General features: G+C 74.1%; 29 protein-coding genes. 15 read left to right on the top strand and 14 right to left on the bottom strand.

The genetic code is table 11. The annotated features are described in order from the left end of the window. Positions 1–29: 29 nt before the first annotated feature. Positions 30–710, bottom strand: coding sequence for a LysE family transporter (locus Q2K16_RS03040; RefSeq protein WP_302743423.1), 681 nt, complete (start codon positions 708–710; stop codon positions 30–32). A gap of 68 nt (positions 711–778) precedes the next feature. On the opposite strand from Q2K16_RS03040, the gene Q2K16_RS03035 reads away from it, so the two are divergent. Then, complete coding sequence (locus Q2K16_RS03035) at positions 779–1,225, top strand: Lrp/AsnC family transcriptional regulator (RefSeq protein WP_302743422.1); 447 nt, start codon at positions 779–781, stop codon at positions 1,223–1,225. Positions 1,226–1,360: 135 nt separating this feature from the next. Here Q2K16_RS03035 and mshC read toward each other — a convergent pair whose 3' ends face one another. The 6 genes from mshC to Q2K16_RS03005 all read right to left on the bottom strand — a co-directional run bounded on the left by mshC (position 1,361) and on the right by Q2K16_RS03005 (position 6,838). Then, entirely contained in the window at positions 1,361–2,599 is a 1,239-nt protein-coding gene (gene mshC, locus Q2K16_RS03030) for a cysteine--1-D-myo-inosityl 2-amino-2-deoxy-alpha-D-glucopyranoside ligase (protein ID WP_302743421.1), read from the bottom strand. A gap of 67 nt (positions 2,600–2,666) precedes the next feature. After that, positions 2,667–3,482 (bottom strand): SCO1664 family protein, encoded by an 816-nt coding sequence (locus Q2K16_RS03025; protein WP_302743420.1) that lies wholly within the window; start codon positions 3,480–3,482, stop codon positions 2,667–2,669. After that, positions 3,479–4,054: a DUF3090 domain-containing protein gene (locus Q2K16_RS03020; RefSeq protein WP_302743419.1), complete on the bottom strand. Its 576-nt coding sequence runs from the start codon at positions 4,052–4,054 to the stop codon at positions 3,479–3,481. Before Q2K16_RS03020 ends, Q2K16_RS03025 begins: the two co-directional genes overlap by 4 nt. A 114-nt stretch (positions 4,055–4,168) precedes the next feature. After that, positions 4,169–4,873: a histidine phosphatase family protein gene (locus Q2K16_RS03015; protein WP_302743418.1), complete on the bottom strand. Its 705-nt coding sequence runs from the start codon at positions 4,871–4,873 to the stop codon at positions 4,169–4,171. 79 nt (positions 4,874–4,952) lie between these two features. Beyond that, positions 4,953–5,789, bottom strand: a complete 837-nt coding sequence (locus tag Q2K16_RS03010) for an undecaprenyl-diphosphate phosphatase (protein WP_302743417.1) — start codon at positions 5,787–5,789, stop codon at positions 4,953–4,955. Then, on the bottom strand, positions 5,786–6,838 hold the full coding sequence (locus tag Q2K16_RS03005; RefSeq protein ID WP_302743416.1) for an LLM class F420-dependent oxidoreductase: 1,053 nt from the start codon (positions 6,836–6,838) through the stop codon (positions 5,786–5,788). Before Q2K16_RS03005 ends, Q2K16_RS03010 begins: the two co-directional genes overlap by 4 nt. Positions 6,839–7,116: 278 nt before the next feature. Between Q2K16_RS03005 and Q2K16_RS03000 the strand changes: the two genes are divergently transcribed. The 6 genes from Q2K16_RS03000 to Q2K16_RS02975 all read left to right on the top strand — a co-directional run bounded on the left by Q2K16_RS03000 (position 7,117) and on the right by Q2K16_RS02975 (position 11,782). Continuing rightward, entirely contained in the window at positions 7,117–8,088 is a 972-nt protein-coding gene (locus Q2K16_RS03000) for an aldo/keto reductase (RefSeq protein ID WP_145920308.1), read from the top strand. Between the two features lie 354 nt (positions 8,089–8,442). Beyond that, the gene (locus Q2K16_RS02995) at positions 8,443–8,565 is read left to right on the top strand and encodes a hypothetical protein (RefSeq protein ID WP_281190395.1); all 123 of its coding nucleotides are present in this window, start codon (positions 8,443–8,445) and stop codon (positions 8,563–8,565) included. Between the two features lie 69 nt (positions 8,566–8,634). Beyond that, positions 8,635–9,738 (top strand): HesA/MoeB/ThiF family protein, encoded by a 1,104-nt coding sequence (locus Q2K16_RS02990; protein ID WP_302743415.1) that lies wholly within the window; start codon positions 8,635–8,637, stop codon positions 9,736–9,738. Next, on the top strand, positions 9,735–10,949 hold the full coding sequence (locus Q2K16_RS02985; protein ID WP_302743414.1) for a PqqD family protein: 1,215 nt from the start codon (positions 9,735–9,737) through the stop codon (positions 10,947–10,949). The genes Q2K16_RS02990 and Q2K16_RS02985 overlap by 4 nt, the downstream gene beginning before the upstream one ends. Then, complete coding sequence (locus Q2K16_RS02980; RefSeq protein ID WP_302743413.1) at positions 10,946–11,515, top strand: thioredoxin-like domain-containing protein; 570 nt, start codon at positions 10,946–10,948, stop codon at positions 11,513–11,515. The genes Q2K16_RS02985 and Q2K16_RS02980 overlap by 4 nt, the downstream gene beginning before the upstream one ends. 75 nt (positions 11,516–11,590) lie before the next feature. Further along, positions 11,591–11,782, top strand: coding sequence for a DUF5703 family protein (locus tag Q2K16_RS02975; RefSeq protein ID WP_088646215.1), 192 nt, complete (start codon positions 11,591–11,593; stop codon positions 11,780–11,782). An 83-nt stretch (positions 11,783–11,865) separates the two neighbouring features. Here Q2K16_RS02975 and Q2K16_RS02970 read toward each other — a convergent pair whose 3' ends face one another. Then, positions 11,866–12,528, bottom strand: coding sequence for a hypothetical protein (locus Q2K16_RS02970; protein WP_302743412.1), 663 nt, complete (start codon positions 12,526–12,528; stop codon positions 11,866–11,868). Positions 12,529–12,575: 47 nt separating this feature from the next. Continuing rightward, positions 12,576–13,904, bottom strand: a complete 1,329-nt coding sequence (locus tag Q2K16_RS02965) for a M20/M25/M40 family metallo-hydrolase (protein WP_302743411.1) — start codon at positions 13,902–13,904, stop codon at positions 12,576–12,578. Positions 13,905–14,125: 221 nt separating this feature from the next. Between Q2K16_RS02965 and Q2K16_RS02960 the strand changes: the two genes are divergently transcribed. From Q2K16_RS02960 to Q2K16_RS02950, 3 genes are all read left to right on the top strand, one after another. Beyond that, positions 14,126–14,746: a hemerythrin domain-containing protein gene (locus tag Q2K16_RS02960; RefSeq protein WP_302743410.1), complete on the top strand. Its 621-nt coding sequence runs from the start codon at positions 14,126–14,128 to the stop codon at positions 14,744–14,746. Positions 14,747–14,831: 85 nt separating this feature from the next. Then, positions 14,832–15,830 (top strand): LysR family transcriptional regulator, encoded by a 999-nt coding sequence (locus Q2K16_RS02955; RefSeq protein ID WP_302743409.1) that lies wholly within the window; start codon positions 14,832–14,834, stop codon positions 15,828–15,830. A gap of 19 nt (positions 15,831–15,849) precedes the next feature. Continuing rightward, positions 15,850–16,086 (top strand): hypothetical protein, encoded by a 237-nt coding sequence (locus Q2K16_RS02950; protein ID WP_302743408.1) that lies wholly within the window; start codon positions 15,850–15,852, stop codon positions 16,084–16,086. Positions 16,087–16,161: 75 nt separating this feature from the next. On the opposite strand, the gene Q2K16_RS02945 is transcribed toward Q2K16_RS02950, so the two are convergent. Genes Q2K16_RS02945 through Q2K16_RS02935 form a run of 3 tightly spaced genes read right to left on the bottom strand, consistent with a single transcriptional unit; the run spans position 16,162 to position 19,242 of the window. After that, positions 16,162–16,512 carry a DUF3140 domain-containing protein gene (locus tag Q2K16_RS02945; RefSeq protein ID WP_302743407.1) on the bottom strand — a complete coding sequence of 117 codons (351 nt, stop codon included), beginning with the start codon at positions 16,510–16,512 and terminating at the stop codon, positions 16,162–16,164. Then, a complete protein-coding gene (locus Q2K16_RS02940) occupies positions 16,512–16,676 on the bottom strand; it encodes a hypothetical protein (RefSeq protein ID WP_168222508.1) in 165 nt (54 codons plus the stop codon). Before Q2K16_RS02940 ends, Q2K16_RS02945 begins: the two co-directional genes overlap by 1 nt. A 13-nt stretch (positions 16,677–16,689) precedes the next feature. Then, a complete protein-coding gene (locus Q2K16_RS02935) occupies positions 16,690–19,242 on the bottom strand; it encodes an ATP-dependent Clp protease ATP-binding subunit (RefSeq protein ID WP_302743406.1) in 2,553 nt (850 codons plus the stop codon). Between the two features lie 121 nt (positions 19,243–19,363). Between Q2K16_RS02935 and Q2K16_RS02930 the strand changes: the two genes are divergently transcribed. The 5 genes from Q2K16_RS02930 to Q2K16_RS02910 all read left to right on the top strand — a co-directional run bounded on the left by Q2K16_RS02930 (position 19,364) and on the right by Q2K16_RS02910 (position 24,621). Then, complete coding sequence (locus tag Q2K16_RS02930; RefSeq protein ID WP_302743405.1) at positions 19,364–19,741, top strand: hypothetical protein; 378 nt, start codon at positions 19,364–19,366, stop codon at positions 19,739–19,741. A 212-nt stretch (positions 19,742–19,953) separates the two neighbouring features. Next, positions 19,954–20,214 carry a hypothetical protein gene (locus tag Q2K16_RS02925; protein ID WP_088646224.1) on the top strand — a complete coding sequence of 87 codons (261 nt, stop codon included), beginning with the start codon at positions 19,954–19,956 and terminating at the stop codon, positions 20,212–20,214. A 9-nt stretch (positions 20,215–20,223) separates the two neighbouring features. Beyond that, positions 20,224–21,288, top strand: a complete 1,065-nt coding sequence (locus tag Q2K16_RS02920; RefSeq protein ID WP_302743404.1) for a hypothetical protein — start codon at positions 20,224–20,226, stop codon at positions 21,286–21,288. After that, positions 21,281–23,965 (top strand): FtsK/SpoIIIE domain-containing protein, encoded by a 2,685-nt coding sequence (locus tag Q2K16_RS02915; RefSeq protein ID WP_302743403.1) that lies wholly within the window; start codon positions 21,281–21,283, stop codon positions 23,963–23,965. The genes Q2K16_RS02920 and Q2K16_RS02915 overlap by 8 nt, the downstream gene beginning before the upstream one ends. Then, entirely contained in the window at positions 23,962–24,621 is a 660-nt protein-coding gene (locus tag Q2K16_RS02910) for a hypothetical protein (RefSeq protein ID WP_302743402.1), read from the top strand. Before Q2K16_RS02915 ends, Q2K16_RS02910 begins: the two co-directional genes overlap by 4 nt. Before the next feature lie 35 nt (positions 24,622–24,656). On the opposite strand, the gene Q2K16_RS02905 is transcribed toward Q2K16_RS02910, so the two are convergent. Both Q2K16_RS02905 and Q2K16_RS02900 read right to left on the bottom strand, forming a co-directional pair. Further along, positions 24,657–25,928, bottom strand: a complete 1,272-nt coding sequence (locus tag Q2K16_RS02905) for a cupin domain-containing protein (protein ID WP_302743401.1) — start codon at positions 25,926–25,928, stop codon at positions 24,657–24,659. A gap of 9 nt (positions 25,929–25,937) precedes the next feature. Then, positions 25,938–26,243, bottom strand: coding sequence for a hypothetical protein (locus Q2K16_RS02900; RefSeq protein ID WP_145920322.1), 306 nt, complete (start codon positions 26,241–26,243; stop codon positions 25,938–25,940). Positions 26,244–26,401 lie beyond the last annotated feature (158 nt).

Here is a 26,401-nt window from a genome sequence, read left to right as displayed (position 1 = left end):
GCACACCGGGCGCAGGGGGCCAGCCGGCCTCAGGTGACCGCGGTGACCACGACGACGGTCGCTCCGAGCGCGACGACGATCAGGGAGGCGACCACCCCGAGCAGGTCGGCGACCCGTACGGGGACGGTGGCGCCCAGGACCGCGCCGATCGTGGCGAGCCCGGTCTGCCAGAGCAGGGAGGCCAGACCGGCGGCGACGACGAACACCCCGGGCCCCGCCCAACTGCCCGGCACGGCGTTCACCGTCCCGCCCAGGGCGACGAAGTACACCAGGGTCAGCGGGTTGACCGCGGTGAGGAGCACGAAACGGACGTAGACCGGTCCGGCGGCGGTCCGGGCCGGACGCTCCCCGCCGGTGCCGTTCCGCTCGGCACCGGCGGTGTCGGGGGCGTCCCCGGCCGGGCGTGCCGGGGCGCGGCGCAGGGTGACCAGTTGGTGGCAGCCCAGCCCGACGATCACCAGCCCCGACAGGTAGCGGGGAACGTCCCCCCACGCGGCGATCACCGGCGCGAGCGCCGCCCCGGTCAGCAGCGCGCCGAGGCAGTAGACGGTGTCGACGGTGGCGACGCCGGACGCGGCGGCCAGGCCGCGGCGGTGCCCGCCCAGCATCCCCTCCCGGAGGATCAGCACCCCGATCGCCCCCAGGGGCATCGCCACCCCCAGCCCGGCGGCGAACCCGGCGACCGCCAGGAACACGATTCCATCAGCCATCCGCCGAGTCTGGGTCACCCCGGCGGGCGCGACCGACGGATGAGCGGTGCCGGCGTACGATTGTCGGTGTGGACCGGTTGGACGAGCAGATTCTCGGCATCCTGCAGGAGAATGCGAGGTGTTCGTTCAGTGAGATCGGTCGACGGGTCGGCCTGAGCACGAACGCCACCGCCGCCCGTGTCCGCCGGCTGGAAGCCGACGGCGTCATCCTCGGGTACACCGTCGTCACCGGTCACGACGCGCCGGCACTCCGGGGCGGGTTGGAGGTGTTCATCGACGTACGCCTCGACGCCGGGACCGACTACGAGACGTTCGTCGCCGCCATCGCCCCGATCGAGCAGATCGTCGACGCGGTGCACATGACCGGGCCGTACGACTACCTGCTGCGGGCCCGGCTGCGGGACACCGCCGCCCTGGACGCGTTGCTGCGTCGGCTCAAGAAGAGCTGCGGCGTGGTGCAGACCCAGACCCGGGTCGCGCTACGCCAACCCACCCCGCACCCCCACACCCGATAAGCCCCACAAACCACCCGTCCACAACCCCTCTGCGTCGATCATGGACTTGTGGGGCTCCGCATACGTCGCATACAGGGGCTAAACCAACACCCCAACTCCATGATCGACGAGGTGTCGGGGTGGGGTGGGTGGGGGTTAGAGGTGGATGCCGAGCAGGGCGTCGATGGTGCTGGCGAAGAGTGCCGGAGCCTGTGGGTCGTCGCCGGTGCCGGCCAGGGCTTCTCCGGCCCAGTCGTCGGCCAGGGCGAGGGCGCCCGGGGTGTCCAGGTCGTCGCCGAGGCGCTCGCGTACCCCGGCCAGAAAAGCCACGCCGGACGGCCCGGACGGCGCGGCGGCGGCCCGCCGCCAACGGTCCAGGCGCTGCTGCGCGGCGGTCAGCACGTCGTCGGTCCAGGCCCGGTCGTCCCGGTAGTGGCCGGACATCAGGCCGAGCCGCACGGCCATCGGGTCCACCTGGTCGGCGCGCAGCCGGGAGACGAAGACCAGGTTGCCCTTGGACTTCGACATCTTCTCGCCGTCCAGGCCGATCATGCCGGCGTGCACGTAGTGGTCGGCGAAGGGGGCCGTGCCGGTGAGCCGCTCGGCGTGCGCGGCGGAGCACTCGTGGTGCGGGAAGATCAGGTCGTTGCCGCCGCCCTGCACGTCGAGCCGGTCACCGAGCAGGTTCAGCGCGATCACGGTGCACTCGATGTGCCAGCCGGGCCGGCCGGGGCCCAGCTCGCCGCCCGGCCAGGACGGCTCGCCGTCGCGGGCGCCGCGCCACAGCAGCGGGTCCAGCGGGTCACGCTTGCCGGCCCGCTCGGGATCGCCACCGCGCTCGGGGAAGATCTCCAGCATCTGCCCCCGGGTCAGGTTCGACTCGTAGCCGAACGCCGGGGCGGCGGCGATGTCGAAGTAGACGTCGCCGGTGCCGTCGTCGAGCTTGTACGCGGCACCGTCCTTGAGCAGCTCCTGCACCCGGTCGGCGATGCGCGGGATCGACTCCACCGCGCCGACGTAGTGCGCTGGCGGAATGATCCGCAGCGCCTCCATGTCCTCGCGGAACAGCGCCGTCTCCCGCATCGCCAGGACCTTCCAGTCCTCGCCGTCACGCTCGGCGCGTTCCAGCAGCGGGTCGTCGATGTCGGTGACGTTCTGCACGTACCGGACGGTCAGGCCGGCGTCGCGCCACATCCGCTGCACCAGATCAAAGGTGATCATGGTGGCGGCGTGGCCCAGGTGGGTGGCGTCGTACGGGGTGATGCCGCAGACGTACATGGTGGCGGGGCCGGCGGGGCGGCTGGGGTGGACACCGCGCCGCGCCGAGTCGTACAAGCTCAGGGGCCCGCCGTCACCCGGCAGCCGTGGCACCTCGTGTCCCGCCCAAGACTCCATGACCGTCAGCCTAACGAGCCGCCCGGCCGCCGGGAGAAACCGCCCGGGTGATCAACACGACAACGGCTCAGATGGGCGGCCACGGCATCGCCGGCCACTCCTGCGGCGGCAGCGGGTACCGGCCGGTGTCGCGCAGCCGCCGCACCCGGGTGGCCACCTCGGCGACCTCGCCGAGGGTCAGGTGCTCGGCCAGCTCCGCACCCAGTTCGCCGGTGAGCTGCCGGTCGAGGGCGTCGAGCACCTGCACCGCGTCCGGTGGGAGCTGCCGGCCGGCCCACCCCCACAGCACGGTCCGCAGCTTCTCCTCGACGTGGAAGCAGACCCCGTGGTCCACCCCGTAGATCCGGTCGTCCGCGCCGGCCAGCACGTGCCCGCCCTTGCGGTCGGCGTTGTTGATGACTGCGTCCAGCACGGCCAGCCGGGCCAGCCGGGGGTCGTCGGCGTGGGCCAGGGCGTACGCCGCGCCGTCGTCGTCGCGGGCGGCGGCCACCGGGAACCAGCGCGGCGGCACCGCCTCGGCCGGCACGAACCCGACCAGCGGCTCGGCGTCGTCCGGCTCGTCGATCCAGAGCTGGCACGACCCGGGCCCCAGCGGCCCGTCACGTAGCACCGTCGGCGGGACCAGATCCCAGCCGGTGGCCCGGGAGACCAGGTAGGCGGAGACCTCCCGGCCGGCGAGGGTGCCGTCGGGGAAGTCCCAGAGCGGGCGCTCGCCGCGCACCGGCTTGTAGACGCACCTGGCGGTACGGCCGTCGAGGGTCAGGGTCGCCCGCAGGGTGGTGTTGGAGGCGTCGACCAGCCGACCCTCCAGCTCCAGTTCACCGTCGCACAGCAGCCGGAGCGCGGCGCTGGCATCCTGGCGCTGCACCTCCGACGACGTCACCGGTGGTAGCCGTTGTGCCGGGGGCAGAGGTGCCCGGCCGGGTCGAGCGGCTGGCCGCACAGCGGGCAGGGCGGGCGGCCGGCGTTGACCACCCGGCGGGCCCGTTCGATGAACTCGCGGGTCGCCTCGGGGGTCAGCCGCACCCGCAGCCGGTCGAGGTCCTCGTCCGGTTCCTCGTCGTCGTCCTCGTCGACCTCGTCGTCGCCCAACTCGACCTCGGCCTCCGCCTCACCGGCGGCGATCGCCTCGATCACCACGGTGGCGGAGTCCACGTCGAACGCCAACCCGAGGGTGCCGACCCGGAACTCCTCGTCGACCGGACTGTCCAGCGGGTCGTTGTCGCCGACGGACACCGACGACTCCGGCAGCTCGACGCCGAAGCGGCGCTGCGCCTCGGAGAGCAGTTCCTCCAGCTTCTCGGCGAGCAGGGACACCTGCACCTTCTCCAGCGCGACGCTGACCAGCCGGCCGCCACCGCGGGCCTGGAGGAAGAACGTGCGTTCCCCGGGCGGCCCGACGGTCCCGGCGACGAACCGCTCGGGCGGCTCGAAGGCGTGCACCTGGTGGGTCATACCCACGACCCTATCCGGAGCGTGGAACGGTCGCGCAAGGCACCGACGCCGAATCAGCCGAGGGCGAAACGACGCGGCCCGCGTCCGGCGGCCGACGGCCCCCGGCGGGCCGGCTCAGCCGGTGGCCCCCGCACCCCCGCCGACGGCCGCGTCGGAGTCGGCCGGCCGGGTCGCCCGACGCCGCCGCTTCGCCGGTGGCGGCACCAGGGAGGCCAGGTCACCCCCGGTGTCGTTGAGCCGGACCAGGAACGGCCGTAGCGGGGTGTAGCGGATCGCGGTGACCGAGGCCGGGTCGACGACGATGCGTTGGAACAGGTCGAGGTGCACCCCGAGGGCATCGGCGACGATGGCCTTGATCACATCGCCGTGGCTGCACGCCAGCCAGACCGCCTCCGGTCCGTGGTCGGCGGTGATCCGGGCGTCCCAGGCGCGTACCGCGGCGACCGCGCGGGCCGACATCTGCGCCATCGACTCCCCGTCGGGGAAGACCGCGGCGCTGGGGTGCTGCTGCACCACGGGCCAGAGCTTCTCCTTGGCCAGCTTCTTCAGCGGCTGCCCCTCCCAGGCGCCGTAGCCGCACTCGATCAGCCCGTCCTCGACCACCGGGGTGGCCTGCGGAACGGCCAGCTCCAGGGTCTGCCGACAGCGGATCAGCGGGCTGGTCACCACCGCCGCCAGCGGCAGGCCATGCAGCCGCTGGCCGACCGCGTCCGCCTGGGCCCGCCCGGTGTCGTCCAGCTCGACCGGTTGCCGGCCGGCCAGCCCGCCGGCGGCGTTCGCGGTCGTCCGGCCGTGTCGCAGAAGCAGAAGGGTCGCCACGCCCCCACCCTAGGGGCAGCCGGACCGCAGCCGGCCCCCGACACCGGCGGTGGTGTCGGGGGCCGCGGGTCGACGTCGGTCAGGTGGCGCTGATCGTGCCGGTGAGCAGCAGCGCCAGCACCAGGGTGCCGAGCGCCACCCGGTAGAGCACGAAGACGTACAGGGTGTGGTGTGCCACGTAGCGCAGCAGCCAGGCGATGGCCGCGTAGCCGATGCCGAACGCGATGATCGTGGCGACCACCATCTGCGCCGCCGAGGGCACCGAGGTGCCCGGAGCGGCCGGCTCGAAGACGTCCCCGACGCTGAAGATGCCGGACATCACCACCGCCGGGATGGCCAGCAGGAACGAGTACCGGGCGGCGGCCTCCCGGGTCAGGTTGAGCAGCAGGCCGGCGGTGAGCGTGCCGCCGGAGCGGGACACCCCGGGGACCAGCGCCATCGCCTGGGCGAAGCCCATCACGATGCCGTCACGCATCCGGAAGTTCACCAGGGTGCGGGTCTGCCGCCCCCAGTACTCGGCGAAGGCCAGCACGAAGGCGAACACGATAAGCGTGGTGGAGACCACCCACAGGTTGCGCCCGGCGGTACGGATCTGGTCCTTGAACAGGAAACCGAACAGCCCGATCGGAATCGAGCCGACGATCACGTACCAGCCCATCCGGTAGTCGAGGCTGGAGCGCACCGAGCGGTCCCGCAACCCCACCAGCCAGGTACGGGTGATCCGCCAGATGTCCTTGGCGAAGTAGATGAGCACGGCCGCCTCGGTGCCCAGCTGGGTGACCGCGGTGAAGGACGCGCCCGCGTCCCGGTCGAAGAAGATCGCCGAGGTGATCCGCAGATGACCCGACGAACTCACCGGAAGGAACTCGGTGAGCCCCTGGACGATGCCCAGGACGATGGCCTCGACCCAGGTCACTCGCCGACTCCCGAGAGGTCGAGGGCCTCGGCGACGGTGCGCAGGGTCTGCACGCCGCTGTCCCGGTCGGCCACGAACAGGGTGACCGACAGGGTGGTCACCCCGGCGGCCGCGTACTCCCGCATCCGCTCGGCGATGCGTTCCCTGGGACCGAGCAGCGAGGTGCGGTCGATGAACTCCATCGGCACCGCCGCCGCCGCGTCGCGCTGCTGCCGGGCCAGGTAGAGGTCCTGCACCTGGCGGGCGGCGTCGGCGTAGCCCATCCGGGTGGCGAGCTGGTTGTAGAAGTTCTGCTGCCGGCTGCCCATGCCGCCGACGTAGAGGGCGGCGTACCAGCGGACCAGTTCGGCGCAGGCGGCCACGTCGTCGCCGACCACCACGGGCACCGAGGGCACCACGTCGAAGCCGGCCAGCTCCTTGCCGACCTTCGCCCGGCCGGCCCGGACCGAGGCGAGCTGCTCCTCGGCGAACTCGGGGGCGTAGAAGACGGCCAACCAGCCGTCGGCGATCTCGCCGGCCAGCTCCAGGTTCCTGGGGCCGACGGCGGCCAGGTAGATCGGGATGTGCTCGCGCGGCGGGTGGAAGCCCAGCCGCAGCGCCTTGCCGGGGCCGTCGGGCAGCGGCAGGGTGTAGTGCTCGCCGGCGTAGGCGACCTCCTTGCGGGCCACCGCCAGCTTGACGATGTCGACGTACTCGCGGGTGCGGGCGAGCGGCTTGCCGAACCGGACGCCGTGCCAGCCCTCGGAGACCTGCGGGCCGGAGACGCCCAGGCCGAGGCGGAACCGGCCGCCGGAGAGGGTGTCGATGGTGGCCGCGGTCATCGCGGTCATCGCCGGGGTACGGGCGGGGATCTGCATCACCGCGCTGCCCACGTCGATCCGTTCGGTCTGCCCGGCCATCCAGGCGAGCATGCTCGGGGAGTCCGAGCCGTACGCCTCCGCCGCCCACACCACCGAGTAGCCGAGGCGGTCCGCTTCCTGGGCGAGCGCCAGGTGGTCCGCCGGCGTACTCCACGCTGTCTGATATCCGAGGCTGAGCCCGAGTCGCACTGATCCTCCCCATCCCGCACCACAGGTCGCATCAGGTTACGCAATGCCCGGGGGACCGCCGCCCACCGGCTCGCCACCGGACGCCGGCCGTCCGGACCCCGGGCTGGCCACGGCGGCCGGACCGCGACGGGGCGGGTGGACAGCCAGCGACCGGACCGGCGCATCCGGTGCGGAACGTGGCATCGCGGGCGGCGGTGACGGTCGGATCGGCGACGCGACAGGCAGAGATGCCGGGAGCAAGGATATCGGTTGCGTCGCGTTCGAAATAAGGTTCACCCATGCAACAGCGACCGCTCGGCCGAAGCGGGCTGGCGGTTTCCCGGCTCGCGCTCGGCACCATGACCTGGGGCCGGGACACCGACGCCGACGACGCGGCGGCCCAGCTGAAGAGCTTCCTGGACGCGGGGGGCAACCTGGTCGACACCGCCGACGTGTTCGCCGACGGCGACGCCGAGTCGGTGCTCGGGTCGCTGCTGGGCACCCTGGTCCCCCGCGAGGACGTGCTGATCGCCACGAAGGCGGGGCTGCGGCCGGGCAGCGGGCGGCGGCGTGACGGCTCGCGCGGGCACCTGCTGCGTACGTTGGACGCCTCGCTGCGCCGGCTCGGCACCGACCACGTCGACCTGTGGCAGGTGCACGGCTACGACCCGGACACCCCGCTGGAGGAGACGCTGGCGGCGCTGGACCACGCGGTGGCCTCGGGCCGGGTCCGCTACGTCGGGGTGTCGAACTTCTCCGGCTGGCAGACCGCCCGCGCCGCCGCCTGGCAGGCCGCCTGGCCGGGGCGGGCGCCGGTGGTCGCCACCCAGATGGAGTACTCGCTGCTGGAGCGGGGGGTGGAGCGGGAGGTGCTGCCGGCCTGCGCGGCGTTGGGCCTGGGCGTGCTGCCCTGGTCGCCGCTGGGGCGGGGGGTGTTGACCGGCAAGTACCGCAACGGCCGGCCGGCGGACTCGCGGGCGGCCTCCGCCCACTTCGAGGCGTTCGTCGCCACCTACCTGGAGCCACGCTGCTCCAGCATCGTCGAGGCGGTGAGCATCGCCGCCGGTGGGCTGGGCGTGTCGCCGCTGGAGGTGGCGCTGGCCTGGATCAGGGACCGGCCGGGGGTGACCGCGCCGGTCCTGGGCGCCCGCACGGTGGGGCAGCTGCTCGGCGCGTTGCAGGTGGAACGGATGACCCTGCCGGAGGAGATCACCACGGCGCTGGACGACGTGTCCGCCGTGCCGGTCGGCTACCCGGAGCGCGAGGGCTGAGCCCGCCGTCGGCGCACAAGGTACCGGACCGGACCAAAAGCACACCGGTACGTGTCAATTCCACCGAGCACGTGCCAACTCCACCGATCGTCCTTTACCAACTGCCACTCCCCCATATTTCATTCAGGCCGCTTGCGCTGTTCCGTCCGAATAGGCGGCTTCGAACCTCCTGGCGCTGTTGGCCCGGGTTTCGGCGTCCAGTTTTCGGTGGGCCTGTCCGGAAAGAGATTCGACCCGGCGGAAACCGTTCGATCCGGCTGCCGTAAACATTGTGGCGGACCAATGACGGTGCTCTAATGATTGCGGCGTGAGCGACCCCCGCCGCGTCGTTTCTCCCATTTCGTTGGAGGATCCGTGGACCGTAAGACCGACGTCAAGCGCAAGCCCGCCAAGGTCGTCGTGCGCAAGCTCGAACGGCTCGAGACGACCGTCGCCATCATCACCGACCCGGGCTGCCGCAACGACGTCTGCGGCTGACCACCCCGTTTCGGCCGGGGCGCGGCGTGCCGCGCCCCGGCCGGCCATCGTCCAGGAGGTCTTCGCCCGATGCAGCGGCCCCGGATCAAGGGCATCCACAAGCCGGTACGGCTCCACCCGACCCTGATCAACATCGGTGGTCGGCAGCTGGGGATCGGTGCGGAGATCGACGACGAGGACGGCAGCCTCTGGGAGCTGCTCGGCCTGATGGACGGCACCCGGACCCGGGCGGAGATCGTCGCCGCGCTGCTCGCCGCGCGCCCGGAGATGGCCGCCGAGGACGCGTCCGACGCGATGCAGACGATCATCGACGCCGGGTACGTCGAGGACGCCGCCGCGCCGCCCCCGCCCGAACTGAGCCCCGCCGAGGTCGACAGGTACGACCGGGCGGTGACGTACCACGCGTGGGTGGACCTGACCCCGCGCACCTCCCGCTACGAGGTGCAGGCCCGGCTCAAGGCGGGCCGGGTGGTGGTGCTGGGGCTCGGCGGCTCCGGTTCGGCGGTGGCCGCCTCCCTGGTGGCCGCCGGGGTCGGCGCGGTGCACTGCGTCGACTTCGACGTGGTCGAGGCGGGCAACCTGACCCGGCAACTGCTCTACACCGAGGACGACATCGGCGCCCCCAAGGTGGACACCGCGGTGGCCCGGCTGCGCCGGATGAACTCCCACGTCACGGTGACCGGCGAGGAGGCCCGGGTCGACTCGACGGCGGACGTGGCGGCGTTGATGCGCGACCGCGACCTGCTGGTGCTCTGCGCGGACCAGCCCCGGCACGCCATCCGGGAGTGGACCAACCGGGCCGCCCTGGCCACCGGCACCCCCTGGATGCTCGCCCAGTACGCCGGCCCGATGGCGGTGATCGGCCTCTTCGTGCCCGGTCAGACCTGCTGCGAGGCGTGCCTGCCGAGCGTCACCGACCGGCTGCGCGAGGAGCACGGCACCGAGCCGGAGGAGTTGTTCCCGTTCACCGGGCACGCGGTGATCGCCCCCACCGCCAACCTCACCGGGCACCTGGCCGCCCTCGACGTCGTCTACCACCTCGCCGGCATCCCGACGACCACCCGGGGCCGGATGTTCCACCTGAGCCTGACCGATCTGACCTACCACTACGTGGTCAATCCCCGGCCCGGTGCGAAGTGCGACACCTGCGGCTGGTTCCAGGAGGAACGGTGACCGTGCTCGGGTTGGACAGCCGCCCGGCGGTGGCGCACCTGGTGGTCCGCCAGGAGGACGACGACGAGTACGTCGTCGGCGACCTGGCCAGCGGGAACTTCGTGGTGGTGCCCGAGGTGGGGGCGCGGCTGGTCGCGCTGTTCGCGGCCGGCCGGACCGTCGCCGAGGCCGCCGACGAGGTGGAACGCGAGACCGGTGAACCGGTCGACGCGCTGGACTTCGTCGAGGTGCTCGTCGAGGCGGGCATCATCCGGCCGAGGTCCGACGACGGACCGCCACCGGCGCGGGCCCGCCCCTGGTCGGTGTCCCGCATCCCGGCCCGCCTGGTCCGGCCGTTGTTCGGCCGGGTGGCCTGGACGGTGTACGTCGGCGCGCTGGTCGCCACGCTGGCGATGTTCGTCGCCGAACCGTCCCTGCTGCCGACCTACGAGGACACCTTCATCTTCCCGGACGTGGTGCTCAGCCTGCTGATCACCAACGTCACGGTGGCGCTGCTCACGGTGGTGCACGAGGCGTGGCACGCGTTCGCCGGGGCGGCCGTCGGCGTCCGGTCGCAACTGCGGCTGGAACGTCGGGGGATCTTCCCGGTGCTGGAGACCGACCTGACCGGCCTGTGGGCGCTGCCGCCGGAACGCCGCTACGGCCCCTTCCTCGCCGGCATGGCCATCGACGGGATTCTGCTGTTCGCCGCCGTCGCGCCGCGTTTCGCCTGGTCACGGGGCTGGCTGGAGCTGCCGCCGGGAATGGTGCGGTTCCTGGCCATGGTGGTGTTCAGCCAGGCCGTCAAGCTGGCCTTCCAGACGCTTGCCTACCTGCGCACCGACATGTACCTGGTGATGGCCACGGCGACCGGTTGCCGCAACCTGCACGAGGTGACCCGGCTCAGCCTCAAGAAGTGGATTCGCCGGCTGACCCCGGCCGAACGCACCGTGCTGCGCGACGCGCACGCCCGGGATCTGCGGGTGTCCCGCTGGTACCGGTTGTTGTACGTCGCCGGAGTCATCTGGATGGTCTGGTTCGCCATCCATTTTCTGCTACCGGGGGCGAAAGTGACGCTCGGATGGGCCGCCGGGGTGCTGATCGGAGCGCCGTTCGGCAGCGCCTACTGGTGGGAGGGAATTGCATTGGCCGCATTCGCCTCACTGAACGTGCTGCTTCCGCTCGGGGTGGTCGTCCGTAATCGTTACCGCGCCGGAAAGTTGGCCACGTGAACCGCAGATGGCTCGGCCCGGTGGTCAGTGTGGTGGTCACCGTGCTCAGTGTGGCGACCATGTCCAGCCTCGGGGTGGGGGTGCTGGTCGGCCTGATCGGCGGGGACACCGCGCTGCCCTGCGACCGGCTGCCCGGCACGGCGCAGCCGTTCGAGGGCAACCGGCACATCGCGTACGAGGGGGCGCCGCACGAGCCGTACCGGACGCTGCCGCCCACGTCGGGGCCGCACTCGCCCCGGGTCGTCGTGCCCGGCGTCTACCGGGACCCGGTGCCCGAGGAACTCCAGGTGCACGCCCTGGAACACGGGCACGTTCTGGTGCAGTACGCCGCGGACGTCCCGGCCGGTGACGTCGAGAAGCTGGAGCGGATCGGCCGCCGCCATCCCCGGGACGTGGTGGTGGCCCCCTACCCGGCGCTGGGCCACGGCATCGGGTTGACCGCGTGGCAGCGGCTGGACCGGCTGGGCTCCCTCGACGAGCGGGCGGTCGAGGAGTTCGTCGAACGGCTCGCCGGCCGCTACGACCACTCCTGGCAGCACGGGGCGACCGACTGCGCGACGGCCTGACCGGCGGTGCCGGGGTGGCGCGGCGCACCGGCCAAAGGGTGGCGCGGGGCCGCCGGGCTGGGCAGCATAGGTGCCATGGACTACGAATACGCGCCGCTGCGGTTGCCGCCGAACGTCGACCGGTTGACCGCCGCGGCGCAGCTGGCGATCCAGGCGGAGTTCTCCGGGTGGGAGTTGGCCCGGGTGCAGCTGTTCCGGGACGGCACCCGCAAGGTCGTGCTGCGCCGCCGCCGGGTCAACCAACCCCAACCGGGCCTGTCCTACTGACCCCCGCGGGCAGCAACGACCGTGGGCCGGGGCCGCCGGCCGGTCGGCCCCGGTGGTGCCGCCGGGCGGCCCCCGGCCGTCGCCTAGTGCTGGTGCCCGGCGTGGTCGTGGTCGTCCTCGTCGAGGAACGGGTGCTCGTCGAGCCGGCCCACCAGCCGGTCGTCGGCGGCCGGGGTGAACGGGCCCACCGGGTCGTCGTCGTCGAACGACTCCAGGTCGACCGGGGTGCCGACCTCGCTGACCATCACCACGCCGTCGAGCGGTTCCAGCTCCGGCACGTCCAGGGCGGACAGCGAACCGTCGCCGCTCTGCAACAGCTCCAGCACCGCCTCGCCGACCCCCTCGACCGGCGCCGGCTCGTCGTCCTCGGGGGTGCCCTCGCGGCGGGCCACCTCGGCGACCCGCAGCAACGCCGAGACGCTGGGCACCCGGTAGTCGCGGCGCTGGCGCACCGAGATGACCTGCGGGTGCGGGTCGGTGGCCGCGGCGTCCCCGGCCGCCCCGCCGAACCGCTCGTCGGCCTCGTCCGGGTCGATCGACTCAACGTCCCAGGGCGTCACCTCGCCGAACGCGTCCAGCAGCTGCTCGTCGTAGGCGAAGGAGGCGTTGTTCAACGCCACGTACGCCTGCCACACGTCGTCGTCGTCGATCCGACCCTGGGCGGCCCGCACGGCCGTCAGGTGGGCGCGGGCCGCGTCGATCACGCGTTCCAGGGCGGCGTCCAGCTCACCGTGCTGGTCGGTCATGAGGCTGTCCCTTCGAGACATGGGGGGAGGTCCGGCACCGGGTCCGGTCAGCAGTTGCGGAGGAACCGGTCGAGCACCCGCACGCCGAACTGTAGTCCGTCGACCGGTACCCGCTCGTCGATGCCGTGGAACAACGCCGAGAAGTTGAGGTCCGCCGGCAGCCGCAGCGGGGCGAACCCGAAGCACCGCATGCCGAGCTGCGCGAACGCCTTGGCGTCGGTGCCGCCGGAGAGCATGTACGGCACCGGCCGGGCCCCCGGGTCCTCGGCCCGCAACGCCGCCGACATCGCGTCGACCAGATCGCCGTCGAAGGTCGTCTCCAGGGCGGGTTGGCGCTGGATGTACTCGATCTCGATGTCCGGGCCGACCAGCTCGCGCAGCTGCCGTTCCAGCAGCTCCGACTGCCCGGGCAGGCTGCGGCAGTCGATGGTGGCGGTGGCCCGGCCAGGGATGACGTTGTCCTTGTAGCCGGCGGCCAGGCGGGTCGGGTTGGCGGTGCTGCGGACGGTCGCGCCGATGATGTTGGCGATCGGGCCGAGCTTGGCGATGGCGGTCTCCGGGTCGTCCGGGTCCAGCTCGACGCCGAGCACGTCGGACAGCTCGGCCAGGAACGCCCGGACGGTCGGGGTGACGGTGAGCGGGAACCGGTGCCGCCCGATCCGGGCCACCGCCTCGGCCAGCGCGGTGACCGCGTTGTCGTCGTGGACGAACGAGCCGTGCCCGGGGCGGCCCTTGGCGTGCAGCCGCATCCAGTCCAGCCCCTTCTCGGCCGTCTCGATCAGGTAGAGCCGCTGGGCGTCGCTGATCGAGTAGGAGAAGCCGCCGACCTCACCGACCGCCTCGGTGCAGCCGTCGAAGAGGTCCCGGTGCTGCTGGACGAGGAAGTGCGCGCCGTAGTCGCTGCCCGCCTCCTCGTCGGCGGTGTAGGCCAGCACGATGTCGCGGGGCGGCCGGACGCCGGTGCGCTGCCAGTGCCGTACCACCGCCAGCACCATCGCGTCGAAGTCCTTCATGTCGATCGCGCCCCGGCCCCACAGGTAGCCGTCGCGGACCTCTCCGGAGAACGGGTGCACCGACCACTCGTCGGCGTCGGCGGGCACCACGTCCAGGTGGCCGTGCACGAGCAGGGCGTCGCGGCCGGGGTCCGTGCCGGGGATGCGGGCGATCAGGTTGGCCCGGCCCGGCGCGGACTCGTGGATCTCGGCGGCCACGCCGACCTCGGCGAGCTTCTCCGCGACGTACTCGGCGGCCCGGCGCTCGCCCGCGCTGGTGTCGTTGTCGCCGGTGTTGGTGGTGTCGATGCGCAGCAGGTCACGGCAGAGGTCGACGACCTCGACGGTGGGGTCGGGCAAGGCGGAGGCGGCATCGCTCGTCATCGCCTCTTTCTACCAGTCGCCGGTCCGGCCGCGAACGGCCCGGCCGCCCGGCGGCGGCAACCCGGGACCGCCCGCCGCCGGGTGCCGGCCGGACCGGGCCGAAAGCGGCGCGAGCGCCGGCCCGGTTTGCCGATCACCGGGTACGGGTACCGGCGCTGGCGTCCCCGTTCCGCCCGTCGCACCGGCCGGCGACCCGCGCCGGCCCCGCCGAGGAGGACGTCATGTCCGCCGTTCCCCTGCCACCGCTGCCGCCGTCCGCCGACGACGCCTACCGTCCCGGTGGGCGGAGCATGGCCGACCTCGCCGACACCGAACACCGGCAGCTGCTCGCCCTGGTCGACGAGGTCACCGACGCCACGGTGGCGCTCGACCGGCGGCGGGAGGTGCTCCAGGTGCTCACCGCCATGGTGTCGCGGCATCTGTCGGCCGAGGAGCAGTACCTGCTGCCCACGGTCCGCGCGGCGCTGCCCGACGCGACCGCCCGGGTCCAGCGGGAGATCGCGGCGGACGCGGCGCTGCTGACCGCGCTGAAGGCCCTCGCCGGGCCGGACGACCCGACGTTGGCCGACGTCGCCGCCCGGGTCCGACGGCACGTCGCCGCCGTGGCCGCGCTGGTCACCCCGCTGCGTGAGGTGGCCTCCGACGCGGAGCTGATCCGGCTGGGCAACCGGTGGGAGATCGCCGAGGAGGCGGCACCGACCCGGCCGCACCCGGGCACCCCGGCCACCCCGCCGTGGAACCGGATCGTCGAACCGGCCGTCGGGGTGGTGGACAAGCTGCGCGACGCGGTGACCGGCCGGCGCACCCAACTGGCCGACCTGAACCGCCGTCCGCGAGAGTGATCGACCGGCCCCGATCCGTCAGGTTCACCGGCCCGGTTCGGTCCGGGGCCTTCCGTCTATCGGCGTGTGGCCATACCGTCACCATATGAATCTGGAGCTGCGTCACCTCCGGGTGGTCTGCGCTATCGCCGAGACGGGCAGCGTGACGAAGGCCGCGTCCACCCTCGGCCTGGCCCAGCCGGCCCTGACCGCCCAGCTTCAGCGCATCGAGCGGGCGCTGGGCGGTCCGCTGTTCGAACGCGACAGGCGGGGTGCCCGGCCGACCGCCCTGGGCGAGTTGGTGCTGTCCCGGGCCCGGGTGCTGCTGCCGGCGATGAAGGGCCTGCAGGACGAGGCGGCCCGGCTGGCGGGGGCCGACGACGCCCTCGGCCGGTACCGGTTCGGCGGGGTGAACAGCCCGATCCTGGGCCGGCTGGTGCACCGGCTCGCCGCCGAGCAGCCACACGCGCAGATCACCACGTACGCGTCGTGGTCGGCCGACGAGCTGTCCGCCCTGGTCGCCGGTGGCCGGCTGGACTTCGCGCTGACAGGCGTCTGCGGCGACGCCACCCCACCGGCGGAGTTCGGGCTGGCCTGGCGGGAGGTGGCGGTCGATCCGGTGCTGGTGCTGCTGCCGTCCGCCCACCCGTTGGCCGACCGCGACGAGGTCGGCCTGGCCGACCTGCGCCACGAGCAGTGGGTGGCCGCGCCGGGCGACGGCTGCTTCGGCGACTGCTTCGCCGCCGCCTGCGCCCGCGCCGGGTTCACCCCCCGCAAGGTGTACGAGACCGACGTGCGCGGCTGCATGGACCTGGTCGACGCCGGGGAGGCGGTGGCGTTGTGCCAGGCCACCTTCCGCCCGGTCGCCGGGTTGGTGACCCGGCGGCTGGCCGGCACCCCGCTGCGCTGGCGGCTGCTGCTCGGCTGGCACCCGGAATCCCCGGCGGCCCGGGTCGCCGAGGCGGTGCTGGACGACGCGGTCGCCGCGTACACCGACTCGCTGGCCGCGCACCCGGACTACCTGGCCTGGCTGCTGCGGCATCCCGAGTTCGGGGCCCGGGACACCGGCACGGCCCGCCCGGTCCCGCGGGTGCGAACGGCGTGACGGCGGGTATCAGCCCTGCATGACCGATCTCTATCCGGCCGCCGACCAGCGGGAGTTGCTGCGTCGGGCGGCCAGCGCGCACACCGCCGCCGCCCGCGACGTCGAGTCGTTCCTGCGCCGGCTGCCCGAGGTGCCCGACCCGGCCGACATCACCGAGTACGCGACGCTGCTCAGCCGGGAGGAGCAGACCCGCACCGAGCGGCAGGACGCCGCCGACGCCGCCGGTCTGCGGCTGCCCAGCCTGGAGTCCGAGTAGCCCGACCGACGCGCCGGGCACCCGGGACGGACGTCCCGGGTGCCCGTGCCGCACCGGCCCGGGCCGGTCGGCGGGTCAGCGTTCGACGAGGACGTCGTGGCCCAGGTCGAGCAGGGCGTGCCGCCACTCGTCGTCGGCGTTGCCGTCGCCGGGCTTCTCGTCCACCAGCGACCGGATGCGGTCGATCGCCTCCCGCATCACCGCCACGTCGGCCGGGGTGAGGTCGACCTTGCGTTTGCGCAGCACCGCCAGGATCTGCCGGCCGGGCTCGGGCAGGTCGAGGTCCGGGTCGGGGCCGAACGCCTCCTCGCCCGACCCCCGGGTCAGCAGCCACTGCCGCAGTTGTTCGGAGGGGACGTTCACCTCGGCGTGGAAGTCCTCCCAGATCAGCTCGACCTCGGGGTCGAGTCGCTGCTCGCGTGCCATCACGCCTCCTCTTCCGGTGGCCCGGGTGGTGCCGGGTCCCCGTCGTCGGTCCACTGCCCCGGGCCCTCCGGCGGCACCTGGACCCGGGCCGGGTTCGCCGTCGGGGGCGCGAGGATGGGTGCGGTCCGCTCGGCGTACTCCTGCGGCTGCTCGGGTTCGGTCATCGCGGCCCTCCGGTCATCGCGGATGCGAGGTGCTGGCGGGGGTGTGGTCGCGGTCGCCGGCGGACACGTCGAAGGCGAGGGCACCGTCGCGCGCGTCGACGGTGACCCGCTGGCCCGGTGAGAGCTGGTTCTCCAGCAGCATCCGGGACAGCCGGTTGTCGACCTCCCGCTGGATCACCCGACGTAGCGGGCGGGCCCCGAACTCCGGCTGGTAGCCATGCTCGGCCAGCCAGTCGGTGCCGGCCGGGGTGACGTCGACCTGGATGTCCTGGGCGTGCAGCCGGCGACGGGTCTCCTCCAGCAGCAGCCCGGTGATCTGCCGCAGCTGCTCGGCCTCCAGCCGCTGGAAGATGATCGTCTCGTCGATCCGGTTGAGGAACTCGGGGCGGAAGTTCTCCTGCAGCCGGCGCATCAGCCGCTCCCGCAGTTCGTCGGCCTCCTGCTGGTCGCCCTGCGCGCCGACGCCGAACCCGACGGTCCGCTGGGCACCGGTGATCAGCTCAGAGCCCAGGTTGCTCGTCATGATCAGTACGGTGTTCTTGAAGTTGACCGTGCGGCCCTGGCTGTCGGTGAGCCGGCCGTCGTCGAGCACCTGGAGCAGGATGTTGAACACGTCCGGGTGGGCCTTCTCGATCTCGTCGAGCAGCACCACCGCGTACGGGCGGCGGCGGACCGCCTCGGTGAGCTGGCCGGCCTCCTCGTAGCCGACGTAGCCGGGAGGCGCGCCGACCAGCCGGGCCACCGTGTGCCGTTCCTGGAACTCGCTCATGTCCACCCGGACCATCCGGTCGGCCTCGCCGAACAGCGCCTCGGCCAGGGCACGGGCCAGTTCGGTCTTGCCGACGCCGGTCGGGCCGAGGAACAGGAAGCTGCCCATCGGCCGGTTCGGGTCGGCCAGCCCGGTGCGGGAACGGCGGACCGCCTCGGCGATGGCGCTGACCGCGTCGTCCTGGCCGATCACCTTCTGGTGCAGCTGCCCCTCCAGGCGCAGCAGCCGGTCCCGTTCCTCCTCGGTGAGCTGGCTGATCGGGATGCCGGTGGACCGGGAGACCACCTCGGCGATCTCGGTGGTGCCGACCGAGGGGACCTGGTTGTCCCCGCCGTCGCCCCGGGCCCGCCCGATCTGCGCCTCCAACTCGGCGAGCCGGTCGCGCAGCGCGGACGCCTTCTCGTACTGCTCGTCGGCGACCGCCTGTTCCTTGTCCCGGCGGACGTCCTCCAGTTGCTGTTCCAGTTCCCGCACGTCGGAGGCGGGGGTGCGGGTGCGCAGCCGGACCCGCGCGCCGGCCTGGTCGATCAGGTCGATCGCCTTGTCCGGCAGGAACCGGTCGGTGACGTACCGGTCGGACAGTTCGGCGGCGGCGACCAGCGCCTCGTCGGTGAACCGGACCTGGTGGTGGGCCTCGTAGCGGTCCCGCAGGCCGCGCAGGATGGCCACGGTGTCCTCGACGTCGGGCTCGGGCACCAGCACCGGCTGGAACCGGCGGGCCAGGGCGGCGTCCTTCTCGATGCTGCGCCGGTACTCGTCCAGCGTGGTCGCCCCGATCACCCGCAGCTCACCCCGGGCCAGGGCCGGCTTGAGCATGTTGGACGCGTCCATGCCGCCCTCGCTGCCGGCGCCGCCCGCGCCGACCAGGGTGTGGATCTCGTCCAGGAAGATGATCAGCTCGTCCCGGTGGGCCCGGATCTCGTCGATCACCTTCTTGAGCCGCTCCTCGAAGTCGCCCCGGTAGCGGGTGCCGGCGACCAGGCCGGCCAGGTCGAGTTGGACGACCCGCTTGCCGAGCAGCGTCTGCGGCACGTCGCCGTCGCAGATCCGCTCGGCCAGGCCCTCCACGATGGCGGTCTTGCCGACGCCGGCCTCGCCGATGAGCACCGGGTTGTTCTTGGTCCGCCGGGACAGGATCTCGACCGCCTGCTCGATCTCGTCGGCGCGGCCGATCACCGGGTCGATCTGGTCGTTGCGGGCCAGATCGGTGAGATCCTGGCCGTACTGGTCGAGGGTGGGCGTGCCCCGGTCCGGTTTCGGGCCGGTCATCGGTCCGCGTTCGGCCCCGGCCGCCTGCAACGACTCGGGCTGGATCCGGCCGGCGGCCAGCATCCGACCGGCGGGCGACTCGGGGTTGAGCGGCAACGCCATCAGGATGTGCTCGGGCCCGATGTAGTTCGCCCCCATCGCCCGGGAGAGCTGGTGGGCGTCGAGCAACGCCCGCTTCGCCGCCGGGGTGAGGGAGAGGTTCGGTGGCACCTCGCCGCGCGGGGCACCGTCGGCGCGGCCACCGAGCGCGTTGACCAGGGTGTCCGGGTCGGCGCCGGCACGGCGTACCAGGTCGCGCAGCGGTTCGCGCTGCAACGCCGCCCAGAGCAGGTGGTCGGTGTCCAGGTCGGTGCTGTGCTTCTGGGCGGCCCGCCGGGCGGCGTCGGCCAGCATCTCCCGGGCGTCGGCGGTCATCAGCCGGGTGATGTCGACCCGATGGGCCGGCCGGCGTCCGCCCTCACCCCGGCCGAAGTACCGGGCAAGGAACTCGTCCCACGGGTCGGAGCCGAAGTCACCGGGTCCCATCATGTCTGTCCTCCGCTCCTCGGGCGCGGCCGGGTCGCCGAGGGCGACACGCAGGCGCGACACGATCGCCGGTGGCTACCCGACGGTCGCCCCGACAAACGCCGACAGGTGGCAGGGTGGGGGCATGGACACCCATCCGCTGCTGATCGTCGACGGTGCGAACGTGGTCGGCTCCCGGCCGGACGGCTGGTGGCACGACCGGGCCGGTGCGGCGGCCCGGTTGCGCGACCGGCTGGTCCCGGTGGCCGACACCGGCGTACCGCCGGAGCTGCCGGCGCCCGTCGAGGTGGTGCTGGTGGTGGAGGGCGCGGCCCGCGACGTGCCGGGCGTGGCCGGGGTACGCACCGTCGCGGCCCCCGGTTCCGGCGACGACACCATCGTCGACCTGGTCCGCGCGTCGGCGGACCGGCGGCGGCTGGTGGTCACCGCCGACCGGGAGCTGCGCGGCCGGGTGGGCGAGCTGGGCGCCGAGGTGTACGGCCCGCGCTGGTTGCCCTCCTGACCCCCGTCCACCGCGCGGGCGGGTGGTACGGCACCGCGCCGGGTCAGTCCCGTCGACGGGATTCGGTGTCCCGCTACCGGGACGGGGTCGGTGGCTTCACGCACGTCAGGGCGGTAACCGGACAGCGGGGCGGCAACACCGCCAGGGCGGATGTTCTCTCCCCGTCGGGCATACGTTGTAATGGAGATCTCCCCGCCCCCAGGAGGTCACCCGTGGCGAGCGTCGCCGAGCTGAAGGCCGCGATCGACATCGCCCTCCAACAGATCGGTGACGGGCAGAGCGCCGTCCAGGCCGCCGGAGAGAAGCTCGCCGAGGCGCAGCAGACCCTCGCCGGGGCGCTGGAGGGCAGCGGGCACGAGACCGTCGAGGCCGCCCAGGCCTCCCTCACCCAGGCCGGCCAGGAGCTGGAGGAATGTCTCGCCGCGACGCTCGTCGCGGTGGAACAGGCGCAGCTCTACGTGTCGTCGCTGTAGCGGGGCGTCGTGTCGATCGTCGAGGACGTCGGAGCCCAGGTACGGGCCGCCGCCGAGGAGTTCCCCCTGGCCCAGCTCGCCCTGGCCCTGGAGAAGTTCGGCCAGGCCACCGAGCGGCTGCGCTGGGTACGCCAGGAGTCGGCCAACCCGATGGGGGTGCCGGAACTCGCCGCCGCCACCGAACACGCCGAGTCGGCCGGGCACGCCCTGCGGGTCGCCCAGGAGCAGCTCTCCGGCTACCTGGCCGCCATCGGGCTGGCCCCCGACGGCCCGCCCCCGGCCCGCGCCGACGGCCCCGCACCACGCCACGACGGGCCGCGGGGTGAAACCACCGCACCGCCGGCGGCCCCGGCACCGGCCGCCGACGAGGACCCCACCGTGAAGCGCTGGTGGGCGGTCCGGGTCGCCGAGCTGACCGGCGGCCGGGAGGGCCCGCCCGAGCAGCCGGACGACCGGGTCGCCGACTCCCGGGAACTGCTGCACCGGGTCGTCACCGGCATCCGCTCCGGCGACCGCGACCGGCTGCACCGGGAACTGCGGGCCGCGCACGCCGACGTCGGCCTGGGGCTGGCCGCGATCGCCCCGCCGCTGCTGCGCGACCTGGCCGGGGAACTGCTCGGGCATCCGCCACGCGCCGACGACCTGCCCCGGCTGCGCCGGGAACTCGACGGCCGGGTCCGTGACCTGCTGCCCGGCCTGCCACCGCCGGTGCTGCACACCCTGCTCACCCGGGTCTGCCGGATGCCCCCGCCACGCCGGGGCGAGGGCGAGCAGGAGCAGCCGCACGCCGCCGACCCGGCCGTCACCGCCGGGGTGCTGACCGGCGTGCTGCTGGCCCGGCTCGGCCGTGACCTGCCCCGCGAGGAACGCGACCCGCAGCGGGAGCCGACGCCGCCGCGGACGCCGGAACCCGACCGGTCGCCGCCCCGCCCACCCGCCGACCGTCGCACCGAGCCACGCCGCCCCGAGCCGGTCCCGCACCGTCGGCCCGGGCCGACGCCCCCGCCGCCGCCCGCCGGGTCGACCACGCCCCGCCCGAGGAGCCCGTGGGCGGACGGTGGGCCCCGTGGCTGATCTGCGGGCCCAACTGGCGGCGCGGGTACGCGGAATGCTCTCCGAGGCGCTCGGCGTCACCCGTACCCGGGTCGCCACGGCCGAGTCGGAGCTGGCCGCCGCCCGGGACCGGCTCGCCCGGGTCCGGCGGGCCGCCGCCGGCGTGCCGGAGCGGGTCGGCGTCGAACGCGACAGGCGGCTGGCCGAGATCGACAGGCGGCACGCCGCGCGGCTCGCCGAACTCGCCCACCGGGCCGCCGAGGCGGCCCGCCGGGAGGCCCCCGGCGCGGCCAGCGCCCCCTGGTCCCACTGGGAGGTCACCCCGGCCGGACGCGGCGAGAGCCCCGGCCCGCTGCGGGTCGGCACCCTGCGGGTCGCCGACGCCGAACCGGTCCCGGCTCTGGTGCCGCTGCTCGACGCCGGGCATGTGCAGCTGCACGGCGACGACCGGGAGGGCGCCGAGGCGGTGGTGTCGGCGCTGCTGCTGCGCGGTGTCGGCCGGACCGACCCGGGCGCGGTCCGGCTCTACGGCTACGACCCCGAACACCTCGGCGGCGGGCTCGCCGGCTTCGCCCCGCTGGGCACCGCCGGGCTGTTGACCTTCGTCGGGCCGGGCGGGTTGGCCCGGCTCCTCGACGACCTGGTCGAGCAGATCCGCCGGATCAACGAGACGGTACTGGCCGGCGAGTACGGTTCGCTGCGTGCCCTGGCCGCGGCCACCGGCCGGCGGCCCGAGCCGTGGCGGGTGGCGGTGCTGCTCGGCGGGGACGAGCTGTCCCGACACGAGCGCGGCCAGCTCGACCGGGTGGTCCGCACCGGCGCGGCCTGCGGGGTGCACCTGGTGGTACGCGGCATCGACCTGCCCGACGACCCCAGCCTGACCCGGGTCCGCACCGACCTGGACGGGGCCCGGATCGGTGCCCCGCCCGGCCCCCCGGTACGCCTCGACCCGCCCCCGCCGGCCACCCTGGTCACCGAGACCTGCCGCCAGATCGCCGCCCGGGTCAACGCCGGCCCACCGCCGACGCCCTTCACCGATCTGCTCCCCCCACCCGAGCAGATGTGGAAGGAGGACTCGGCGCACGGGCTGACCGCCCCGATCGGCGAGGGACCGCACGGCCGGCCGGTGCTGCTCACCCTCGGCGACTACCCCCCGCACGCACTGATCGGCGGTCCGTCGGGCACCGGCAAGACCAACCTCATCTTCGCCTGGATCGGCGCGCTTGCCGCCCGGTACTCCCCCGCCGAGCTGGAGTTCTATCTGCTCGACTTCAAGGAGGGGGTGTCCTTCGCCCGGTTCGCCCAGGGCCGGCGCGACCCGAGCTGGCTGCCGCACATGCGGCTGGTCGGGATCAACGTCAACACCGACCGGGAGTTCGGCCTGGCGCTGCTGCGGTTCCTCGCCGAGGAGCTGCGCCGACGTGCCGACGCGGCCAAGAAACACGAGGTCACCAAGCTGTCCGAGCTGCGGGCGGTGGACCCGACCGGGCACTGGCCCCGGATCGTCGCGGTGGTCGACGAGTTCCAGGCGCTGCTCGCCGGCCGGGACGTGGTGGCCCGGGAGGCCGCCGACCTGCTGGAGGACCTCGCCCGGCGGGGCCGCTCGCAGGGCATCCACCTGGTGCTCGCCTCGCAGGACGTCCGGGGCATCGAGGCGCTGTGGGGCCGGCCCGCGCTGGTCGCCCAGTTCACCCTGCGGATCGCGCTGCCCAAGGCGCTGCGCATCCTGGCCGAACGCAACGACGCCGCGCAGGCGCTGCCCCGCTACCACGCGGTGGTCAACGCCGAGTCGGGCCTGACCGAGGGCAACGAGGTGGCCCGCATCCCGTCGGCCAGCGACTGGGAGACGTGGAGCGAGTTGCAGCACCGGCTGTGGCGGATGCGGCCCGCCGACGCCGCCCCGGCGCGGCTCTTCGACGGTGACGCCATCCCCCGCCTCACCGAGGCTCCCGACTTCCGGGCCCTCACCCCGCCGCCGGGCGACGCCGCGCCGCGCGGCCCGGTGGCCGTGCTCGGGGAGATCATCGACGTGCAGGCCCGGTCGGCGGTGCTGCGGCTGCCCCGGGCGCCGGGCCGCAACCTGGCGGTCCTCGGCACCCGGGTCGACGAGGCGTGCGCGGTGCTCGACGCCGCCGCCAGGTCGCTGGCCCGGCAGCACCGCCCCGGCACCGCCCGGTTCTCCATCGCCTGCCTCGATCCGGACGCCGACCCGGCGGCCCGTGCCCTCTACGAGGACCTCGCCGACGACGCCGCCTGGTACGACGAGGAGACCGTCGCCGAGCTGATGGCCGAGACGGCCGCCGCGCTGACCCGCCCCGGCACCCCGGGCACCCCGCACTACCTGCTGCTGTTCGCCGTCGACGCGGCGGCCGGGGCGTTGGCGACGGGCTCGCCCGCAGCGACCGGGCTGGACCGGCTGCGCCGCATCCTGCACGACGGGCCGGAACGGCGTACCCACGTGCTGGCCTGGTGGCGCGGGGTGGCCCGGATGCGGGCGGACCTGGGCGGGCCGGCCGCCCGCACCGACCAGATCGGTGCCTGGGTGGCCCTGGACGTGCAGGGTGGCGAGCTGGGCTCGGCACTCTACCCGGGTTCCGGCGGGCCGGACTGGTACCCGCGGCCGTGGCGGGGGCTGTTCTTCGACCGGGCGGTGCACCGCACCGGACAGGTGATCATCCCTTATGGTCCGTCCCGATGAACGAACCGGTCCCCAGTGACACCTACGCCACGCACGTGCGCCGGCTCGCCGAGCTGACCGGTCGGGTGGCCGCCCAGCGGGCCGAGGCGCAGGCCTGGCACGACCAGCAGTGCGCCGCCGCCGAGCGGGCCGTGGCGCAGGCCACCGCCCAGCTCCACGACGCCGAGCAGGAGGTCGTCGCCGCCCGGTCGATGCTGGAGCGGGTCGACGCCGAGGTGGGGCACCTCTGGGCCGAGCTGCGGTCCCGGCTGGGCACCCGGCGGCCCGGTGACCCGCCGGGTCCGGCCCGGGACGTCGCCGGTGACCCGGTGCCGCTGCTGCGCGGGGTCCGCGAGCTGCTGGACCGTACCGGCCAACGCGGTGAGCTGCCGGGGTCGACGAACCCGCTGTTGGCCCTCTGCGGGGTGGCCGGCGCGGTCGTCGCCTACGCCCTGGGGGCCGCCGCCCGGGCGGTGGGCCAGCGCTACGGCGGCGACCTGGCGGTGGGCATGCCGGTGCTGGCGCTGGTGGTGACCCTGCTCGGCCCGGTGGCCGGGCTGGCCCCGGCGAAACGGTTGGCGGACCGCCGGCACGCCCTGCTCGGCCCCCGCCCGCTGGCTGTCGTGCTGGCCGCCGGGGTGCTGACCACGGTGCTGCTGCTGGTCTCGGCCCGCTGACCGTCCCGGCGTCGCCCGGGACGGTCAGCGCGGGCTCAGGCCGGTACGGCGACCGCCTCGCGCAGCAGCCGGCGGGCCAGCACCAGCCGGTCGGCGTCGTCCTCCAGGCCGGGCAGATCGCCCACCCGCAGCCCGGTGGAGCCGAGCACGGCGCGCAGCGCCGGCGCGCACTGGTCGGGCAGGGTGACGGTGCGGTCGGCCAACCGCAGCGCCACCCGGGCGTCGGCGGTCGGGGTGAGCTGCCAGCGCAACCCCGGGCGGGGGGCGATCCGGCTGTCGGCGGTGAGCGCGGTGAGCGCGGCGGCCTGCGCCAGCGGCCGGATCGGGGCGGGACGGGCGGCCGGCCAGGCCCGGCCACGCAGCCGGGCGGCCACCGCGGCCGGGTCGGCCCGCAGCAGCCAGTCGCGCAGCGCCTCCACCGTCTCGGTCAGCTCCGGTTCGATGGCGTCCGGGTCGGCGACGTCGGTGCCGAACGGCAGCCCGGCCCGCAGCCGGGGATCCTCGGCGGCCAGCGCCAGCAACTCCTCGACCAGGGCGTACCGGGTCAACGCGCGGATACCGACGGTCAGGTGCAGCGAGCTGGTCTCCTGCGCCTGGGCGCTGTGCAGCCAGCCGCGTGGCAGGTAGAGCGCGTCGCCCGGTTCGAGGACCACGTCCAGCGCGGCCGGCCCGTCGGCGGTGGCGGAGACCTCGTCGGCCCGGCCGCCCCAGGGCTGCTTCTCCAGCGGGTCGGTGAGCACCGGCGGGTGGATGCGCCAGTGCTTGCGGCCGTCGACCTGGAGCACGAACACGTCGTGGGTGTCGTAGTGGGTGGCGAAACCCTGGTTGCCCGGCGGGGTGAGGTAGGCGTTGACCTGCAACGGCTGCGTCAGGGCGGCGCCCAGGTCACGGGCGAAGTCGATCAGGGCGGGCCAGAGCCGGTGCAGCCCCTGCAACACCAGGGTCGCGCCCCCGGCGTACAGTTCCAGGACCCGTTCGTCGAGGACCTGGTCGCCGATCTCCGCGCCCGCCCCGCCGCCGCCGGTGAACCGGGCGGCCGGCACCAGCTGGCCGTCGCGGGCCACCCGCAGGAACGGGGTACGCAGGCCCCGCCGGCTGAGCAGTTCGTCGGCGTCGGCCGGACTGAGCAGATCGGTGAACCCGTCGGGGTTGGGCAGCTCGGCGGCCCGCGACAACAGTGGCGCGCGGCCCCAGTGGGCGGCGGCGAACTTGGCCGGTTCGACGCTGACGCAACGCTCCAGCGCCCGCGTCGCGGCCGACGGGACCGCCGGGCGGCCGTGGCCGCCCGGCGGGTCGATGGTCGTCATGGGTGTCGGTCAGCGGGCGCTGCCGTCGGCGCCACCGTCGTGCTGACCGGGAGTCGCGCCACCATCGGCCGGACCCTCCGCGCTGCCGTCCGCACCACCGTCGTGCTGACCCGGGGTCGCCCCGCCGTCGGCCGGACCCTCCGCGCTGCCGTCGGCACCACCGTCGTGCTGACCGGGAGTCGCGCCACCGTCGGCCGGACCCTCCGCGCTGCCGTCGGCACCACCGTCGTGCTGACCCGGGGTCGCGCCACCGTCGGCCGGACCCTCCAGGCCGCCGCCGCTGGTGGTCTGCATGTCGTCATCGTTCAGTGCCATGGGTGCTCCCTCGGGTGTGCCGCCCCGCCGCAGGGCGGGGTCTGTCGTACGCGGGTGGTACCCCCCACACGATCTTCTCTAACCACACCGTAGACGGCCCGTCCGACGCGCGGGACCGATCGCCGGCCCTGGACCGTACGGGCTCGCCGGTCCAGGGC

The sequence above is a fragment of the Micromonospora cynarisoli genome, from assembly GCF_030518815.1.
Classification (GTDB): Bacteria; Actinomycetota; Actinomycetes; order Mycobacteriales; family Micromonosporaceae; genus Micromonospora; species Micromonospora wenchangensis.
This window is presented reverse-complemented; position numbering and strand designations above follow the sequence as displayed.

Bases quoted from the DNA above. Each gene is read 5' to 3' on its own strand.
- mshC (WP_302743421.1), bottom strand. From the start codon at position 2,599: ATGGAGTCTTGGGCGGGACACGAGGTGCCACGGCTGCCGGGTGACGGC.
- Q2K16_RS02945 (WP_302743407.1), bottom strand. From the start codon at position 16,512: ATGGCACGCGAGCAGCGACTCGACCCCGAGGTCGAGCTGATCTGGGAG.
- Q2K16_RS02910 (WP_302743402.1), top strand. From the start codon at position 23,962: ATGAACGAACCGGTCCCCAGTGACACCTACGCCACGCACGTGCGCCGG.
- Q2K16_RS02900 (WP_145920322.1), bottom strand. From the start codon at position 26,243: ATGGCACTGAACGATGACGACATGCAGACCACCAGCGGCGGCGGCCTG.
- Q2K16_RS02965 (WP_302743411.1), bottom strand. From the start codon at position 13,904: ATGACGAGCGATGCCGCCTCCGCCTTGCCCGACCCCACCGTCGAGGTC.
- Q2K16_RS02975 (WP_088646215.1), top strand. From the start codon at position 11,591: ATGGACTACGAATACGCGCCGCTGCGGTTGCCGCCGAACGTCGACCGG.
- Q2K16_RS02950 (WP_302743408.1), top strand. From the start codon at position 15,850: ATGACCGATCTCTATCCGGCCGCCGACCAGCGGGAGTTGCTGCGTCGG.
- Q2K16_RS03000 (WP_145920308.1), top strand. From the start codon at position 7,117: ATGCAACAGCGACCGCTCGGCCGAAGCGGGCTGGCGGTTTCCCGGCTC.
- Q2K16_RS02970 (WP_302743412.1), bottom strand. From the start codon at position 12,528: ATGACCGACCAGCACGGTGAGCTGGACGCCGCCCTGGAACGCGTGATC.
- Q2K16_RS02935 (WP_302743406.1), bottom strand. From the start codon at position 19,242: ATGATGGGACCCGGTGACTTCGGCTCCGACCCGTGGGACGAGTTCCTT.
- Q2K16_RS02960 (WP_302743410.1), top strand. From the start codon at position 14,126: ATGTCCGCCGTTCCCCTGCCACCGCTGCCGCCGTCCGCCGACGACGCC.
- Q2K16_RS02990 (WP_302743415.1), top strand. From the start codon at position 8,635: ATGCAGCGGCCCCGGATCAAGGGCATCCACAAGCCGGTACGGCTCCAC.
- Q2K16_RS03020 (WP_302743419.1), bottom strand. From the start codon at position 4,054: ATGACCCACCAGGTGCACGCCTTCGAGCCGCCCGAGCGGTTCGTCGCC.
- Q2K16_RS02955 (WP_302743409.1), top strand. From the start codon at position 14,832: ATGAATCTGGAGCTGCGTCACCTCCGGGTGGTCTGCGCTATCGCCGAG.
- Q2K16_RS02930 (WP_302743405.1), top strand. From the start codon at position 19,364: ATGGACACCCATCCGCTGCTGATCGTCGACGGTGCGAACGTGGTCGGC.
- Q2K16_RS03040 (WP_302743423.1), bottom strand. From the start codon at position 710: ATGGCTGATGGAATCGTGTTCCTGGCGGTCGCCGGGTTCGCCGCCGGG.
- Q2K16_RS02940 (WP_168222508.1), bottom strand. From the start codon at position 16,676: ATGACCGAACCCGAGCAGCCGCAGGAGTACGCCGAGCGGACCGCACCC.
- Q2K16_RS02905 (WP_302743401.1), bottom strand. From the start codon at position 25,928: ATGACGACCATCGACCCGCCGGGCGGCCACGGCCGCCCGGCGGTCCCG.